Annotated in this window: 15 protein-coding genes and 1 pseudogene; 6 read left to right on the top strand and 10 right to left on the bottom strand. The window is 29.4% G+C overall.

The window, feature by feature from the left end; genetic code table 11:
- Positions 1-9 precede the first annotated feature (9 nt).
- From L8W40_RS05400 to aspS, 10 genes and pseudogenes are all read right to left on the bottom strand, one after another.
- Complete coding sequence (locus L8W40_RS05400) at positions 10-780, bottom strand: MetQ/NlpA family ABC transporter substrate-binding protein (RefSeq protein WP_133319226.1); 771 nt, start codon at positions 778-780, stop codon at positions 10-12.
- A gap of 72 nt (positions 781-852) precedes the next feature.
- A complete protein-coding gene (locus L8W40_RS05395; protein ID WP_263664871.1) occupies positions 853-1,059 on the bottom strand; it encodes a hypothetical protein in 207 nt (68 codons plus the stop codon).
- Between the two features lie 16 nt (positions 1,060-1,075).
- Positions 1,076-2,059: a glycosyltransferase gene (locus L8W40_RS05390; protein WP_263664870.1), complete on the bottom strand. Its 984-nt coding sequence runs from the start codon at positions 2,057-2,059 to the stop codon at positions 1,076-1,078.
- A gap of 9 nt (positions 2,060-2,068) precedes the next feature.
- A pseudogene (locus tag L8W40_RS05385) lies at positions 2,069-2,725 on the bottom strand (methionine ABC transporter permease); the annotation flags it as partial.
- Between the two features lie 2 nt (positions 2,726-2,727).
- On the bottom strand, positions 2,728-3,684 hold the full coding sequence (locus L8W40_RS05380; protein ID WP_263664869.1) for a methionine ABC transporter ATP-binding protein: 957 nt from the start codon (positions 3,682-3,684) through the stop codon (positions 2,728-2,730).
- Between the two features lie 3 nt (positions 3,685-3,687).
- Entirely contained in the window at positions 3,688-6,300 is a 2,613-nt protein-coding gene (locus L8W40_RS05375) for a valine--tRNA ligase (RefSeq protein WP_263664868.1), read from the bottom strand.
- A gap of 74 nt (positions 6,301-6,374) precedes the next feature.
- A complete protein-coding gene (locus L8W40_RS05370) occupies positions 6,375-7,412 on the bottom strand; it encodes a hypothetical protein (RefSeq protein WP_263664867.1) in 1,038 nt (345 codons plus the stop codon).
- A 36-nt stretch (positions 7,413-7,448) separates the two neighbouring features.
- Positions 7,449-7,967: an inorganic diphosphatase gene (ppa, locus tag L8W40_RS05365; protein ID WP_263664866.1), complete on the bottom strand. Its 519-nt coding sequence runs from the start codon at positions 7,965-7,967 to the stop codon at positions 7,449-7,451.
- 10 nt (positions 7,968-7,977) lie between these two features.
- Positions 7,978-8,550 carry an adenylate kinase gene (locus tag L8W40_RS05360; protein ID WP_220566653.1) on the bottom strand — a complete coding sequence of 191 codons (573 nt, stop codon included), beginning with the start codon at positions 8,548-8,550 and terminating at the stop codon, positions 7,978-7,980.
- Positions 8,547-10,298, bottom strand: coding sequence for an aspartate--tRNA ligase (gene aspS, locus L8W40_RS05355; protein ID WP_263664865.1), 1,752 nt, complete (start codon positions 10,296-10,298; stop codon positions 8,547-8,549). Before aspS ends, L8W40_RS05360 begins: the two co-directional genes overlap by 4 nt.
- Positions 10,299-10,383: 85 nt before the next feature.
- On the opposite strand from aspS, the gene L8W40_RS05350 reads away from it, so the two are divergent.
- The 6 genes from L8W40_RS05350 (at position 10,384) to L8W40_RS05325 (ending at position 16,754) form a co-directional block, all read left to right on the top strand.
- Positions 10,384-11,214 (top strand): NAD(+)/NADH kinase, encoded by an 831-nt coding sequence (locus L8W40_RS05350; protein ID WP_263660276.1) that lies wholly within the window; start codon positions 10,384-10,386, stop codon positions 11,212-11,214.
- The gene (locus L8W40_RS05345; RefSeq protein WP_263664864.1) at positions 11,214-12,728 is read left to right on the top strand and encodes an AAA family ATPase; all 1,515 of its coding nucleotides are present in this window, start codon (positions 11,214-11,216) and stop codon (positions 12,726-12,728) included. The genes L8W40_RS05350 and L8W40_RS05345 overlap by 1 nt, the downstream gene beginning before the upstream one ends.
- A 67-nt stretch (positions 12,729-12,795) precedes the next feature.
- Positions 12,796-14,040 carry a diguanylate cyclase gene (locus L8W40_RS05340; RefSeq protein ID WP_263664863.1) on the top strand — a complete coding sequence of 415 codons (1,245 nt, stop codon included), beginning with the start codon at positions 12,796-12,798 and terminating at the stop codon, positions 14,038-14,040.
- Positions 14,031-14,828, top strand: a complete 798-nt coding sequence (locus L8W40_RS05335; protein ID WP_133319214.1) for a TatD family hydrolase — start codon at positions 14,031-14,033, stop codon at positions 14,826-14,828. Before L8W40_RS05340 ends, L8W40_RS05335 begins: the two co-directional genes overlap by 10 nt.
- Entirely contained in the window at positions 14,828-15,979 is a 1,152-nt protein-coding gene (locus L8W40_RS05330; protein ID WP_133319213.1) for a lytic transglycosylase domain-containing protein, read from the top strand. Before L8W40_RS05335 ends, L8W40_RS05330 begins: the two co-directional genes overlap by 1 nt.
- Entirely contained in the window at positions 15,915-16,754 is an 840-nt protein-coding gene (locus L8W40_RS05325; RefSeq protein ID WP_412175455.1) for a septal ring lytic transglycosylase RlpA family protein, read from the top strand. The genes L8W40_RS05330 and L8W40_RS05325 overlap by 65 nt, the downstream gene beginning before the upstream one ends.
- Positions 16,755-16,758: the final 4 nt, after the last annotated feature.

Raw genomic sequence — 16,758 nt, 5'->3', positions numbered from 1 at the left:
AGGTTTGTTTTAAAATGCAGGAACTACGGCACCTTGGTATTTTTCATTGATAAAATCTTTTACTTTTTGACTTTGCAAAGCCTTTATTAAAGCTTTGATTTTAGGATTATCTTTATTATCTTGTGTAGTTACTAAGATATTTGCATAAGGACTTTCTTTACTTTCTATTAAAATAGAATCTTTTACAGGATTTAAATTTGCCGATAAAGCATAGTTTGAATTAATCACTGCAAAATCAACATCATCTAAAGCTCTTGGAAGTTGTGCTGCTTTTAACTCTTTAAATTTGATATTTTTTGGATTATCTTTAATATCAAGTGGAGTTTTTAATGCGATATTTTTAAAACTAACTAGTTTAGTACTAGCGATAATATCTAAAGCTCTGCTTTCATTTGTCGGATCATTTGGTACAGCTATAGTAGCATTTTGTGGAAGATCTTGGATATTTTTATATTTTTTAGAATAAACAGCCATTGGTTCGATGTGAACTTTTGCAACGCTAATTAATTTTGTGCCTTTATTGGCATTAAACTCATCCAAATAAGGTTGGTGTTGGAAGAAATTCGCATCAAGTTCTTTACTATCTGTACTAAGATTTGGTAAAACATAGTCATTAAATTCTTTAATTTCTAATGTGTAACCTTCTTTTTTTAATAAATCTTTAGTTTGTTCTAAAATTTCAGCATGAGGAACAGGTGTTGCACCTACAGTGATAACTTCATTAGCAAATAAACTTGCACCTAAAATTGTGCTTACAGCGAGCAATTTTAACAATTTCATATTAACTCCTTTTTTATAGTTTTTTAAAATGTTTGATTATATTGTAAAAATATTAATAAGATGAGAAAAGTTTTATTTTTGTTTGTTTTTATATTCTTTAGAAAAGCATTTAAGTTCTTTTATAAATTTTATATAACCACCTTTATACCAACTTTTTTGAGCATTAATAAGGGCTTTTCCAATTTTATAAGAATAAGTATTTTGATTTTTAATACCTTCGCTTTTGTAATCATCATAGCTTGATAAAGGTGGAAGTTTAAGGTAAGGTCTTGTTTTCAAATCTTTTTGGTATTGTTTAGCTAGTTTTGTGTGTTTGTAATAAATCTTTAGTAGAGTAAAAGGTAAAAAAAGGAATTTTTTTCTTATTCTTAGCACACTCTATAAAGGCATAACCTAGTTTGTATGATAAATGATATCTTACTCTTGCTTTTGCTTGAGTATTAGTAGCTTTTATTCCATCTAAATATCTACTTCCTCCAAATTTTAACCATTTTTCATAGTATTCTTGCCATTTAGGCCATGTTTGATTGCATAAAATATTATTCCAAAAACGATTATTGCTACCTTCTGCATGTGTTATAGAAGCATTTTGTGATAAGTTAGTTTTATAATCAATATTTCCATTATAAGTATCTTTTAAATCTTTTATTTTAAATTTGTATTCTAGTGCTAGTAGTGTAAACAATCCTTGATCGTTTAAATTATGAATGTTTTCGTTTAAATGTTTATATATAAATTGATAGCATTTTAAAGGATTTGGTATAAGATCGGTAAAGACTAAAATTCCAGTTAAATATGTACGTTTTTGATGATACTCTTTTTTTGTAGGTAAGCTTTCAAGAAGTAAAGTTTTACCTAATCTTACACCAAAATGATATTTTCTAGCTCTTAATTTACTAAGTTCATCTATACTTTTTAAAAGTAAAACATCAAAATCAAGATAGATAATACTTTCGCATTCATCTAAAAACTTAAAAGCTTCAAATCTTGCAAAAGCCATATGCGTCCATCTTTTTAAGAAAAATAAATTATTAATATCGTTTTGATTTTTATCAAGAGTGGTTAAAAAATCTTCTTGGGTAAAAAGAATAAATTTAATTGTTTTGTTTTTAACAATTTTTTGCATGATATTTTGATCGTTCAAGCTAAAACCATCATGTAAAATGTAAAACACATCTACCTTTTCACCCATAACATCCATGATATTAATGAGCAAGGTTCCTATGGTAAAGCTTGAATTTTTAGTCGCAGCTAGTAAAATACCAAGTTTATGCTTCATTGTTTATCTTTTGGTGATTTTATAAAGAATATTTCCTATAAATTGTATGATTTGCACTAGTATAATTAAAATCACAACAGTTTGAATCATAATATCAGTTCTAAAGCGCTCATAACCATAGCGAATAGCCACATCACCCAAACCACCACCACCAACAGTTCCTGCCATAGCAGAAAAACCAATAACAATAATCAAAATTAAAGTAATACCATTAATAATACTTGGTAAAGCCTCGCTAAACATAACTTTAAAGATAATTTGTGCTTTACTAGCTCCATAAGATCTTGCTGCTTCAATGATAGCAGGATCAATTTCTTTAAAAGCACTTTCTATCATTTTGGCTAAATAAGGCGCAATTCCTATGGTAAGTGGTACTATGGTAGCAGTTGTTCCTATGCTAATACCAATGAGATATTTTGTAAAAGGACTTAAAACTACAATAAGTACTAAAAATGGAAAAGATCTTAAAATATTGATAATAAAATCAAGCACGCTATAAATGCTTTTATTTTCACATAAGCCACCTTTATCAGTAACAGTAAGTACAATTGCAGGGATAAGCGCGATTAAAAAGGCTAAAAAAGTGGCTGTAAAACTCATATAAAGAGTTTCTAGTAATGCCGGATAAAGTATATTTTCAAAATTTCTTAAAATTGTTTCTAAGTTCATTACACAAGCTCCCAAATAACGCCATTTTCTTGTAAATAATTTAAAACTCTTTCTTGATCTTTGGCTTCTATATTGATTACCAAATTTCCTAAAGCATTGTTGTTTAGTTTTTCTATCTTACCCCAAACTATATTAAAATCAATATTTAAACTTCTAGCCATATGAGTGATAATGCTTTGGTTTGCTTTTTCTTTGCAAAAATATAAACGCACATTAACTCCATTTTGTGGTAAAAAATCACTCTCACCTAAGAATTCACGCATTTTTTCACTTGGTTTTAAGAATAAATCTTCGATTTTCCCTTGACCTATAATTTGTCCATGCTCTAGCAATACAGCCTTTTGTGCTATTTGTTTTACTGCTTCCATTTCATGAGTTACTAATACTACACTGATGTTAAATTCTTGATTGATTGTGGCAATAAGTTCTAAAATATTATTTGTAGTATTTGGATCAAGCGCAGAAGTAGCTTCATCACTTAGTAAAATTTTAGGATTTAAAGCAAGGGCTCTGGCTATGGCTACTCTTTGTTTTTGCCCACCACTTAGTTCATTTGGATATGCCTTGCTTTTGGCTAAAAGTCCCACAAGATCTAAAAGCTCATTAACTCTTTTTTGAATTGTACTTTTGTCAAAATTATGAATTTCTAAAGGCATAGCTACATTTTCAAATACATTTTTTCTACTCATAAGTGCAAAATGCTGAAAAATCATTCCTATATCTTTTCTAAATACTCTTAACTCTTTTTCTTTTAAAGTAGCTATTTCTTTACCAAAAACTTCCACACTACCGCTTTGATAATTTTCCAAACCATTAATACATCTTAGCAAAGTTGATTTTCCTGCCCCGCTATGTCCAACAAGAGCATAAATTTCTCCTTCTTTAACTTCTAAAGAAACATCGTTTATAACTAATTCTTTGCCATAATGTTTTTTAAGATTTTGTATTTTTATCACTTATTAGCCTTCTAAATTAGAAATTTCATCATTGATTTTTTCAAGTTGAGCTTTAATATTTTCAAGTTGAGTTTTATTTTGCTCAACAACCGCAGCAGGTGCATTAGAGATAAATTTTTCATTTTTCATCATAGCATCTAGCTTGTTAAATTCTTTTTCAAGTTTTGTTTTTTGACTATTAAGTCTATTTAAAACACCGCTTAAATCAAGATCTTGAGTTGGTATAAATACTTCTAAATTCTCGCTTACATCTCTAATGGATTTTTCCAAATTTGTATTGATAAACTCGATGTTTTCACATTTTGCAAGTGTTGAGATGAAATTAGTGTAATTTTTTAACTCAACCATTAAACTCTCATCGTTTAATTTTATACAAGCTTTTTGAATTTTTGCATTTGCAAGTTCTACTAGGGTTTTTGCACGACGTAAGCTTACTATACTTTCTATAATGATATTAAATAATTTTTCGATTTTTTCATCTCTAGAATTAAATTTAGGATATTTTGAAATCATTATAGATTCATGAGTTTGGATAGAAGTTTTACTTAACTCATGGTATAAATACTCACTAATAAATGGCATAAAAGGATTTAAAAGCTTTAATGCTTCTTTAAAAATGCTTCCAAGTTCTTTTATACTTGATTTTTCAGCCTTACTAAGCTCGATCCCCCAATCACAAAATTCATCCCAGAAAAATCTATACAAAGTATTTGCCGCATCATTAAAGCGGTAATTATCTAAATTTTCTCTTGTTTCTTTTACGCATACTTCAAAACGAGATAGCATGTATTTTGCCAAGTTAGTTTGAATTTTGCTTTTATCTAAATCTTCAAATTTTTCTTCATTTAAGAGTAAAAATTTACTTGCATTATAAAGCTTGTTGGTAAAATTTCTAACTTGTATGAGTTTGTCATTGCTTAACTTTATATCTCTACCTTGGATAGCTAAAAGAGCAAGAGTAAAACGCAAGATATCAGCACTATATTCATCCACACTTTGCACAGGATCAATGACATTACCTAAAGACTTACTCATTTTTCTACCTTGCTCATCTTTAACCAAAGCATGCAAATATATATCTTTAAAAGGAAGTTCACCTAAGGCATTAGTGCTTTGAAACATCATTCTAGCAACCCAGAAAAATAAAATATCAAAACCAGTGATTAATAAAGAATTTGGATAAAAGTCTTTTAAATCATCTTCATGCCAAAGTGTATTTTTACCCCAGTCTTTATTACCCCAACCTAAAGTACTCATAGCCCAAAGACCTGAAGAAAACCAAGTGTCTAAAACATCAGGATCTTGTTTGAAATTAGTGCTTTGGCATTTTGGGCATTGGCTTGGAGTTTCTTCACTTGCCCATTCATGAGAGCATTCACAGTAATACACAGGAATTTGATGACCCCACCAAAGTTGTCTTGAAATACACCAATCTTTTAAATCCCTCATCCAAGCATTAAAACTATTAATCCAATGTGCAGGGTAGAATTTACTTCCACCAAAATTAACTTTTTCTATACTTTCTTTTGCGATTTCATTTTTTACAAACCATTGTTTAGAAATATATGGCTCAACCACATTTTTACAACGATAGCAATATCCTACTTGATTAGTATAATCTTCTATTTTTTCAACAAAACCTTTTTCTTGTAATTCTTTTATAATAATATCTCTTGCTTCTAATCTTTCTAAGCCTTTAAAATGCAAGCAATATTCATTTAAGATACCTTTTTCATCAAAGATGGTAATAAATTCAAGTTTATGTCTTAAGCCTACTTCATAGTCATTATGATCATGTGCTGGGGTTACTTTCACAAAGCCTGTACCAAATTCCATATCTACATGCTCATCAGCAATAATAGGAATTTTTCTATCTATTAAAGGTAAAATGACATTTTTGCCTATTAAATGCTTAAATCTTTCATCGTTTGGATTAACCATCACAGCGCTATCACCAAAATAAGTTTCTGGTCTTGTGGTGGCTACTACGATATATTCTTGAGAATTTTCTAAGAAATATTTTAAGTAATATAATTTTCCTTTATTTTCTTTGTGTTCTACTTCTATATCGCTTAATGCTCCATCATGAGTGCACCAATTTACCATGTAATTTCCACGCAAAATAAGCTTTTTATCATAAAGATCTACAAAAGCTTTTTTTACTGCATTTACTAAACCTTCATCCATAGTAAAACGCAAACGACTCCAAGCAGGAGTGATACCCAAAATTCGCATTTGCTTAACTATGGTACCACCGCTTTGCTCTTTCCATTCCCATACCTTTTTTACAAATTCTTCTCTACCGAGTTCTTCTTTTTTAATGCCTTGAGCTAAAAGTTGTTTTTCTACAACATTTTGTGTTGCAATCCCTGCATGATCAAGTCCTGGCTGATAAAGAGTTTTGTAACCATCCATTCTTTTATAACGCGTTGTGATATCTTGTAGAGTACAAGTTAGAGCATGACCTATATGCAAAACACCTGTTACATTAGGTGGTGGCATCATAATACAAAAGTTTTTACCTTTTTCTTGAATTTTTTCATTACCATTGATTTCAAAATATCCGCGTTCTTCGCAAATTTTATAATATTCTTTTTCTAGTGATTTATCATACATAATTGCTACCTTGAGAATGAAAATAAATTGTTATGTTAGCTTAAAATTGTTAAAGAAGTTTTGAAATTTAGAAATTAGTTATAAAAACTAATTTCTACTTTACGATTATTTTTTCTTTGAGAATCAGACTTATCTTTAGTAGGATAGGTGTCTTTTCCCAAAGATTCTATTTTTATAACCTCAGTAAAACTAAAGAAATGTTTAGCCACATTCATTGCTCTATTTAATCCTATCATATAGTTTGCAAAAGTGCTACCTCTATCGTCTGCATAACCTTGAATTTTAACTCTTTTGAGTATATCTTCTCTTGCTAGATTTTGATTGATTTTTTCAAGTAGATTTTCATTGCTGTATTCACTATATCCATTTCTTTCAAATAAAAATTTTAAATCAGAAATTTTAACATCTACATAATTGTATTTTTTCTTATTTTTAGCAAAAACAATATCTTTATTATATATGCTTAGTTTCATATTATCATTTGAAAGCATATCGATAAAAATAGTTAAATTGTAATCTTGAGAATTAATTTTAACAGGATTAATCATTTCTTTTAACATATCAACCCTATAATCACTTAAACTTTTTCCATCCAATACATAAACTTTAACAAAATCATTACTTAATCTTGGTTCATATCTGCTAGTTTTACCTTTTGCAATGTATTCTTGCATAGTATTTTTATATTTTGTTGTTTTTTCTTTTTTTACACTTGTTTGTTTGTTGTTTTCAACGAGAACTTTTTGTTCTTCTTGGGCTACTTTAGGAGTAATAGTTTCATTTTTAGAAACTTCAGCTATATTTGTTTGGGTTGTTGGCGCGACTTCTTGAGTGCTTGTATTTTCATCTATGGTAGGATTATTTTGTACCGGAGTCTCTTCTTTTAAAGACTCCGGATTTATTTGTTGTGATGGATAATAAGTATTATCACTTATATTATTTCTTTCTTGATTGTATTGAGTACTTGGCGGAGTGTAGCTTTGATAAGAACTACTTTTTTTATAATCATATACATAAGTATTTGAATCATCTTCAAAATACCACATATAAAAACCAATACTAGCGCCTATTAGCACCACAAAAGCTATGCTAAAAGCAATAATACTTTTCATTTTTTATCCTTTGTGAAGTCCTCAAAAGGACTTTGATTATTTATAATTTTTAATAGAATTTTCTAAAATTTCACTTGCTTTTTCAATACCTGCAAATTCTTTTACTTTTACCCATTTGTTTGGCTCAAGCATTTTATATGTTTCAAAGAAATTTTTGATTTTATCTAGGCTTGCTTTTGGTAAATCATCTAAACATTTAATATTACCATATCTTGGATCTATTTTACTTACAGGAACAGCAAGTAATTTTTCATCCATACCGCTTTCATCTTCCATTAATAATACCCCTATTAAACGACAAGGAATCACAGCTCCTGCTTGGATAGGGTATTCATTTAATACTAAAATATCAATAGGATCGCCATCATCTGCAAGAGTATTTGGTATAAAACCATAGTTTGCTGGATAAAACATAGCTGAATACATCACGCGATCAACCATGATGGCTCCGCTTTCTTTGTCAAGTTCGTATTTAATGTTTGATCCATAAGGAATTTCAATAACTGCATTAAGTTTATTTGGTACTTCTCCAACTTTGATTTTGCTAATATCCATTTTTTATCCTTTATTTTAATAAATCATTGATTAAATTTTTCATATCAGCTACGATAGCTTCAATACTTCTTTCACCATTGATTACATGGTGGATATTTTCTTTAGTATAAAAATTTGTTATTTCTTCTAAAGGTTCTAAATAAACTTTCATTCTATTATTAAAAACTTCTTCGTTATCATCAGCACCTCTAGCACGCCCTAAAACTCTTTCTCTAGCAACTTCTTCGCTAACTTTAACTTCTATCACACCTTTTAAAATTACTTCACTTTGATTTTTTAATACCTTATCAAACTCAAGCATTTGTTCAACACTTCTTGGATAACCATCTATTAATATAGTATTAGTTGGTGCATTTTTTAAAGCAGTGATGATAGTATTAACTACCACTTCCAAAGGAACCAAATTTCCTTTAGAAATAAAACTATCAATAGTCTTTCCAAGTTCGCTTCCACTAGCCACTTCTGCTCTTAGCAAATCACCTGTAGAATAATGAGTAATGCTCGCATCATCTGTAGCTATGATGCTTGCATCGGTTGTTTTACCACTACCTGGTGCACCTATGATTAAAAATAATTGTTTCATTTAGTATTCTCCCTTAATCTTATACCTAGTTCTCTCATTTGTTCATTGCTTACTTCGCTTGGAGCTTGAGTCATAAGACATTGCGCTCTTTGTGTTTTAGGAAATGCTATAACTTCTCTAATACTTGAAGATTTTGTTAAAAGCATGATAAGTCTATCAAGGCCTATTGCTATACCACCATGTGGTGGTGCTCCAAAACTTAATGCATCAAGTAAGAAGCCAAATTTCTTTCTTTGTTCTTCTTCATCAATATTTAAAAGCTTAAATACTTTTTGTTGGATAGGACTTTTGTGAATTCTTATACTACCGCCACCTAATTCTATACCATTTAACACTACATCATGTGCAATAGAATTAATTTCTTCTAAGTCTTGCTCATCAATATTTTTTGGCATAGTAAATGGATGGTGCATTGCAGAATAGCTTCCATCATCATTTTGCTCAAACATAGGAAAATCAATAACCCACAAGAATTCTAATTTATCCTCATCGATAATTTTCATTTCATCAGCAAGGAATAATCTAAATCTGCCCATATAATCAAGCACAGTTTTTTTAATCCCTGCACCAAAAAATACTACATCACCAACTTCTAATTCACATCTTTGGATTAAAGCATTTAAGTCCTCTTCGCTAAAGAATTTACAAAGTGGGCCTTTAGGACCATCTTCTTTCATTTGTATAAATGCAAGCCCTGCTGCTCCAAATTTACGCACAAATTCTTCAAATCTTTGCATTTGGCGTTTAGAAAAAATCGTATCGCCTTTTGGAACTCTTAAAGCTTTAATACGATTTTTCTTCGTGTCTTTTGCAATATTTGCAAAAATTTCATTATTTGATTTTGCAAAAATATCAATCACATCAATAAATTTCATATCAAATCTTAAATCAGGCTTATCAGAGCCATAATTTTCCATAGCTTCTTTGTAACTCATTTGCCTAAAAGGTATGCTAATTTCTTTTCCGCAAGCTTTGAAAATATCTTTAAGTAAATTTTCTGCCATGGCTATGATATCTTTTTGCTCACAAAAACTCATTTCTATGTCTATTTGAGTAAATTCAGGTTGACGATCTGCTCTTAAATCCTCATCTCTAAAACATTTTGCAATTTGAAAATATCTATCAAATCCTGAACACATTAAAAGTTGTTTGAAAAGTTGAGGGCTTTGAGGTAGGGCATAAAATTCACCTTGATGTACGCGTGATGGTACTAAATAATCCCTTGCGCCTTCTGGGGTAGCTTTGGTTAAAATAGGGGTTTCAACTTCTAAAAATCCCATTTTTGCTAAAGAATTTCTTGTTGCTATACAAGCAGTTGATCTTAGAGCAAAATTATCATAAAGTTTTTTGCTTCTTAAATCTAAAAATCTATATTTCAATCTTAATTCTTCATTTACACTTTCATCGCCTATAGCAAAAGGTACTACAGCACTTTCATTTTCAATAGTAAGTTTATTTATAACAACTTCTATTTCTCCGGTTTTTAATTTTGGATTTACAAGTCCTTCACCGCGTGGGCGAATTTTTCCTTGTGCTATTAAAACATATTCATTTCTTACTGATGAAGCTATATTATGTGCTTCTTGATTATCTGCTGGATCACATACTAATTGTATAAGTCCGCTACGATCTCTAAGATCGATAAAAATTACACCTCCATGATCACGGTAAGAATTTACCCAACCACATAATGTTACTTCCTCGCCAACATTTTGTATGTTAAGCTCTGTATTATAATGAGTTCTCAAAATTTTTCCTTAGCTTAATTTTGTTCAATTTTGTTATTATAGTATTTTATTCTTTTGCTTAGCTAAGTTTTGTTATAATTTTTTTATGAAAAAATGTATAAATATAGAAAAAATTCAAAAAGTAGGCTTATTTTGCAGGTTAAATACAAATTTAAATGAGCAAATTGCTTTTTTAAAAACAATTTTTTTGCAAAAAAATATAGAGCTTGTGTTATTAGATCAGAAAAAAAATAATCTTAAAGATTTACAGAAATTAGATTTTTTAATTTCTCTAGGTGGGGACGGCACGCTTTTGTCTTTATGTAGGCAAGCTTATCAAGCAAAAAAGCCTATTTTAGGGATAAATGCAGGAAATTTAGGTTTTTTAACTGCTTTTTCTTTTAATGAAGTAGAAAGTTTTTTTAAAGAGTTTTTTAAAAATGATTTTAAAATAGAAAAAGCTAAAATGCTTCAAATAATGCTTTGTAAAAAGAATAAAATCATTAAAAAATTTGCTTTTAATGACGCGGTTTTTTCTCGCGATAATGCTTTAATGGCAAATGTGGAAGTTTTTTTTGAAAATAAACTTTTTAATGCTTATTATGGAGATGGTTTAATCATAGCTAGTTCAAGTGGTTCAACTGCTTATAATATTAGTGCAGGTGGACCTATAGTACATCCTTGGAGTGAAATTTTTGTTCTAACTCCGGTTTGTTCTCATTCTCTAACTCAAAGGCCTATAGTTTTGCCTTATGGTTTTGAGCTTGAATTAAAAGTTGAGCATTGTTTATTGTATTTAGATGGGCAAGAAGTGGTTGATCCTAAAGAATATGATAGAATTCTTATAGGGCTTAGCAAGAAAGAACTTAGTTTTATACATAAAAAAGATAGAGATTATTTCCAAGTTTTAAAAGAAAAGTTAAATTGGGGTAAGTGATGATAGAAAGTATTTTAATCAAAGAAAATTTAGGTTTTAAACAAGCAAAATTAGACTTAGAAGCGGGACTTACTGTCTTTACTGGTTTAAGTGGTGCTGGAAAGTCTGTGCTTTTTAAGGCCATTTTGGCAGCTTTTGCTTTAAGTGAGAGTGAAGCTAAAATGGTGGAAGTTTTATTAAACGATGAGCTTGAATTAGATGAGTTTGGCATTGAAAATGAAGAATTAAATGTATTTAAACTTTTAAAAGATAAAAGCTCGCGTTATTTTGTCAATAATCAACTTATTTCAAAAAAGAATTTAGCCTTACTTTCTAAGAAATTTGTAAAATATCTTTCAGCTAAGGAAAATAATGAGTTTTCAAATGAAAGATTTTTAAACTTACTTGATTTTATGCAATCAAAAGAAGATGAGAAATTTAAAGATTTTTTAAATGAATATAAAAATGTTTATAAAGAATATATAGAAAATAAAATTAAATTAGAAAAAATTCAAGAAGAAGAAAAAAAGGTAGAAGAATTAAAAGAATTTACAAGCTTTGAAATACAAAAAATCCAAAGTATCAACCCAAAAATAGGCGAATTTGATGAGTTGATGAGTTTAAAAAAAAGGCTTTCTAAAAAAGACAAAATTGATGCAGCTTGGAACAGGGCAAGCAAAATTTTTGAATTAGAATCAGCAGTGATTGAAGCTTTGCAAATTAGTGATGTTGATAGTTCATTTTTTTCAGAGTGTTTAAATGAACTAAGGGTGGTGTGGGAAAATCAAAGTTTTGATGATTTTGATTTTGATATAGAAGAAGTGCTTGATAGGATAGAAAAACTTTCTTCTTTGATTTCAAAATATGGAAGTATAGAAGAAGCTTTAGAAGCTTTAGAGAAGAAAAAAGCAGAATTAGCTCATTATGAAAATTTAAGTTTTGAAAAAAAAGAATTAGAAGAGAAAGTGCAAAATGCTAAAATACTTTTAGATGAGAAAAGCCAAAAATTAAGTACTTTGCGCAAAAAAAGATTAAAAGAGCTTGAGAAATTACTTAATTTTTATCTTGAAAAACTTTATATGAAAGAGATTAAATTAGAGCTTAAAGATTGTGCTTTGAGTATTTTAGGTAAAGATGAAGTGAATTTAAATATAAATGAAGCTAGTTTGAAAAATTTAAGCTCAGGTGAGATAAATCGTTTAAGACTTTCTTTTATCGCAACTGAATGTAATGTTACTAATAAAGCTAGCGGGATAATATTTTTAGATGAAATTGATGCAAATTTAAGTGGTAAAGAAGCAATGAGTATAGCTGAAGTTTTAAAAGAGCTTGCTAAGTTTTATCAAATTTTTGCAATTTCACACTTACCACAGCTTTCATCAAAAGCAAGCAATCACCTCCTAGTAGAAAAAATAGGAAATGAAAGTAAGGTAAGAAAGATAGAAAAAGAAGAAAGAGTAAAAGAACTTGCTAGAATGGTAAGCGGGGAAAATATTACCCAAGAAGCTTTAGAATTTACTAGAACTTTGCTTTAAAAACAAAAAGTAAATTTCAATATGATATAATTAGTTTTTTAAAATTATTTAAAGAGAGTGTTTTACCATGGAAGAAAAAATTTTAATCATTGATGATAATAAAATGCTAACTAAACTTTTAGCAAAAAAAGTAGAAAATACTTTAGGATTAAAGGTAGATGTTGCTTTTGATATGAATAGTGCAAAAGATTTATTGAAAAATGATTATTTTATGGCTTTTGTAGATCTTTGTTTACCAGATGCTCCTAATGGTGAAGTGGTTGATGTAGTTTTAGAAAAAAATATCCCCGCTATTGTTCTTACGGGAAGTAATGACGGACAAACTCGTAAAAAATTTATGGAAAAAGATATTATTAATTATATTCAAAAAGAAAGTGAAGATTGTATTAATGAAATGTTAAATTCTATTAGAATGCTTCAAAAAAATAATAAAACTAAGATAATTTTAGCAATTGCAAATGTAACTTTACGCGCAGAAATGAAGAAAAACTTAAACAATCAGCTTTTTAATGTTTTAGCAGCAGCTCATGGAGAAGAGGCACTAAGTTATTTAAGTGATCATCCTGATACAAAATTAGTAATTTGCGATGCTACTATGCCGGTAATTAATGGGGAAGATTTACTTGTAGAAATTCGCTCAAAATATTCTAAAATAGAACTTGGTGTGATTATGGTTGGGGATAAAGATGATGCATTAGAAGCAAGAGCTTTTAGAAAAGGTGTGAATGATTATGTGATTAGACCTTTCCAAAAAGAATCACTTAATTGTAGAGTAAATAATTGTTTAGATTATATGCAAAAATGTGTTTTGCTAGATGAGTATAGTTTGGGTAAAGATTTATTAACAGGACTTGATGATTATGCTACTTTTGAAAAAAGATTTTTAGATTATTTAGAAGATATGCAAGAAAATGAAGAAATGGCGTTGGCTTTGATTGATATTGATAATCTTGCAACAATTAATTATGAATTAAGTTATGATTGCGGTGATGGAGTGATAAAATATACAGCCGAAAAGATTAAAGATCAAATTCGTGGTATGGATTTAGCTACTAGAATTGAAGATGGTAAATTCTACATTGCTTTAAAAAATATAAGCAATAAAGAGGCTTTAAAAGCTTTTTCAAATATAAGAGTTAATATTTCCAAAGAAAGTGTTTTGATAGCTTTAGATGAGGTTGATTATAGCATCTCTGTGGGGGTTGCTTTTGGTAGCAAAGGAAGCCAAATGCAAGATTTGCTCAATAAAGCACAAAAGGCATTAGATTTAGCTAAGGCTAATGGAAAAAATAGGGTAGAGGTATGTTTTTAGATTGTGATTTTAGCGAAAAAATCATAGATACTCATTGTCATCTAGATAGTCAAGCTTATTTTGGATATTTAGATGAGATGTTAACGCATGCATTTGAAAATGGTGTAGATAAAATCATTATACCAGGTGCAGATATAAAAGATCTACCAAGAGCAAGAGAGATAGCACATACTTATGATAATGTGTATTTTTCTTGTGGGGTGCATCCTTATGATATAGATGATTTTGATTTAGAAGTTTTAAAAGAATTTATAGATGATAAAAAATGTATCGCAGTGGGTGAGTGTGGGCTTGATTATTATCGTTTAAATACTAATGATGATACTATCAAAACAAGACAAAAAGAAGTTTTTATAGCTCAAATACAACTAGCTATTGAATATAAAAAGCCATTGATTGTGCATGTGCGTGAAGCTAATGAAGACAGCTTTAATATTCTAAAAACATACTCAAAAGAATTACAAGGCGGTGTTTTGCATTGCTTTAATGCAAGCGAGCTTTTACTTCAACTAGCAGATGAAGGATTTTATTTTGGTATAGGCGGGGTTTTAACTTTTAAAAATGCAAAAAAATTAGTGGAAATTTTATCTAAAATTCCAAAAGATAAACTTGTTTTGGAAACAGATGGGCCTTATTTAACTCCAGAACCACATCGTGGTAAAGTAAATGATCCTATTTTAACGCATTTTGTAGCACAAAAAATATCTGATCTTTTAAAATTATCTAAAGTTGAAGTAGTAAAACTTACGAATTTAAATGCTAATCGTTTGTTTTTTCAAGGTTTATAATGAAAAAAAACTTTATATTTTTTATATTAGTATTATTATGTTTAAATGCTAAAGCCTTGCAGGTAACTCCTGAATATTATACTCAGCAAGCTCAAATTCTAAGAAATTTAGACATAGAAGCAAGCTATCTTAGTGATATGTTATTTTTAGAATTTAAAGAATCTTCTTTAAATATGCATTCTAAAACTTTAGTTGATACCATGAGAGAATTTTATAAAATCACTCCAATTATCCGTAAAATTTTAGAAAAAGAAAATATTCCTCAAGAATTTTTATATTTGGCAATTGTAGAATCTGGTTTAAAAATTCATAGTGTTTCTAGAACTAAAGCAGTAGGTGTTTGGCAGTTTATGAAGCCAACAGCACAAACTTTAGGTTTAAGAATAGATCCTTATGTTGATGAGAGAAGAGATTTAGTCAAATCAACTTATGCAGCCATTGCTTATTTAAAGCAATTAAAAGAGCAGTTTGGAAAATGGTATTTAGCAATTTTAGCTTATAATTGTGGTGATGGTAAATTACGCCAAGCTATAAAAAAAGCAAAAAGTGATGATTTAAGAATCTTGCTTGATCCTGATAAGAAATATTTACCATTGGAAACTAGAATTTTTATTAGAAAAATTCTTACTATGGCATTTTTGGCTAATAATAATGATTTTTTGATTTCACAAGATAGTGCTTTGCTTAATTATGCTCTATCGAGTGAAGTTAAAAAAATACCTGTTCCACCAAGTGTTTCTTTAAGAGAGCTTGCTAAAGTAGCTAAGATGTCTTATAATGAATTTAAGCGTTATAATCCACATTTTAATTATGACTTTACTCCGCCTGATAAAAAAGATTATTATATGTATATTCCTTTAAGTAAAAGTGTGGCTGTGGAAAATGCATTAGAGAATGTAAAGCTAGCTAAAGTGGATACAACTATTCCGCATACAAAAATTTATATAGTAAAAAAGGGTGATAGTCTTTATACTATTGCAAAAAAACATAAAATTAGTGTTGAAAGCATTAAAGAATATAATAAAATCAAAGGAAACTTGATTAATATTAATCAAAAACTTGTGTTAAAAATTAAGGAGAATAACAATGCAAAAATCAAAACTACTCAAAAATTACCAAAAAACTCTCATACAAAAGTCGTTAGTCGTTAGTTGTGTAGGGGTTTTATTTAGTGCTTGTAGTATGGTGCCTATTAGCACACCTACTGTGTATTATCCAGAAAGAGATTTTAAAAGTATAAAGCATAATAATACAGGCTTAAAAGGCACTATGAAACCTTATACTATTAATGGTAAAACATATTATCCAACCGTAGTAGAAGTAGGTGAGACTGCTGATGGTATAGCTAGTTGGTATGGACCGGGCTTTCATGGTAAAAAAACTTCCAATGGTGAAACTTATGATCAACATGCTTATACAGCAGCTCATAAAACTTTACCTATGAATACTATGGTAAAGGTAACTAATTTAAAAAATCATCGTCAAACTACCGTAAGAATAAATGATAGAGGACCTTTTGTAGCAGGTAGGATTATAGATTTATCTAATATGGCCGCAAGAGATATTGATATGATTCAAGCAGGAACGGCTCCTGTAAGACTTGAAGTAATTGGTTTTGGAACAAGTGCAAATTCAGGTTCAGTGCATACTAATTCTAATTTAGGTAGCAGCGGGGAGATTGCTGATAGTGGCCATATTTTCCAAGGTGGAGCTTTTATGGTGCAAATTGGGGCATTTAGAAATAAAAGTGGCGCAGAGTTAATAGCAAGTAGATATAAAAATTATAATTCTTATACTTCAACAATACAAACAAGTGCTAAAGATGGTTTACATAGAGTATTTTTAAAAGGCTTTAGAAGCGAGCAAGAAGCAAGGGATTTTGTTGATGGTGGTTCTTTTCCCGGTGCGTTTATAGTAAGAGAGTAAAATT

Origin of the sequence: Campylobacter sp. IFREMER_LSEM_CL1846 (assembly GCF_025772105.1) — a bacterium.
Taxonomy (GTDB): Bacteria; Campylobacterota; Campylobacteria; order Campylobacterales; family Campylobacteraceae; genus Campylobacter_D; species Campylobacter_D lari_D.
This window is presented reverse-complemented; position numbering and strand designations above follow the sequence as displayed.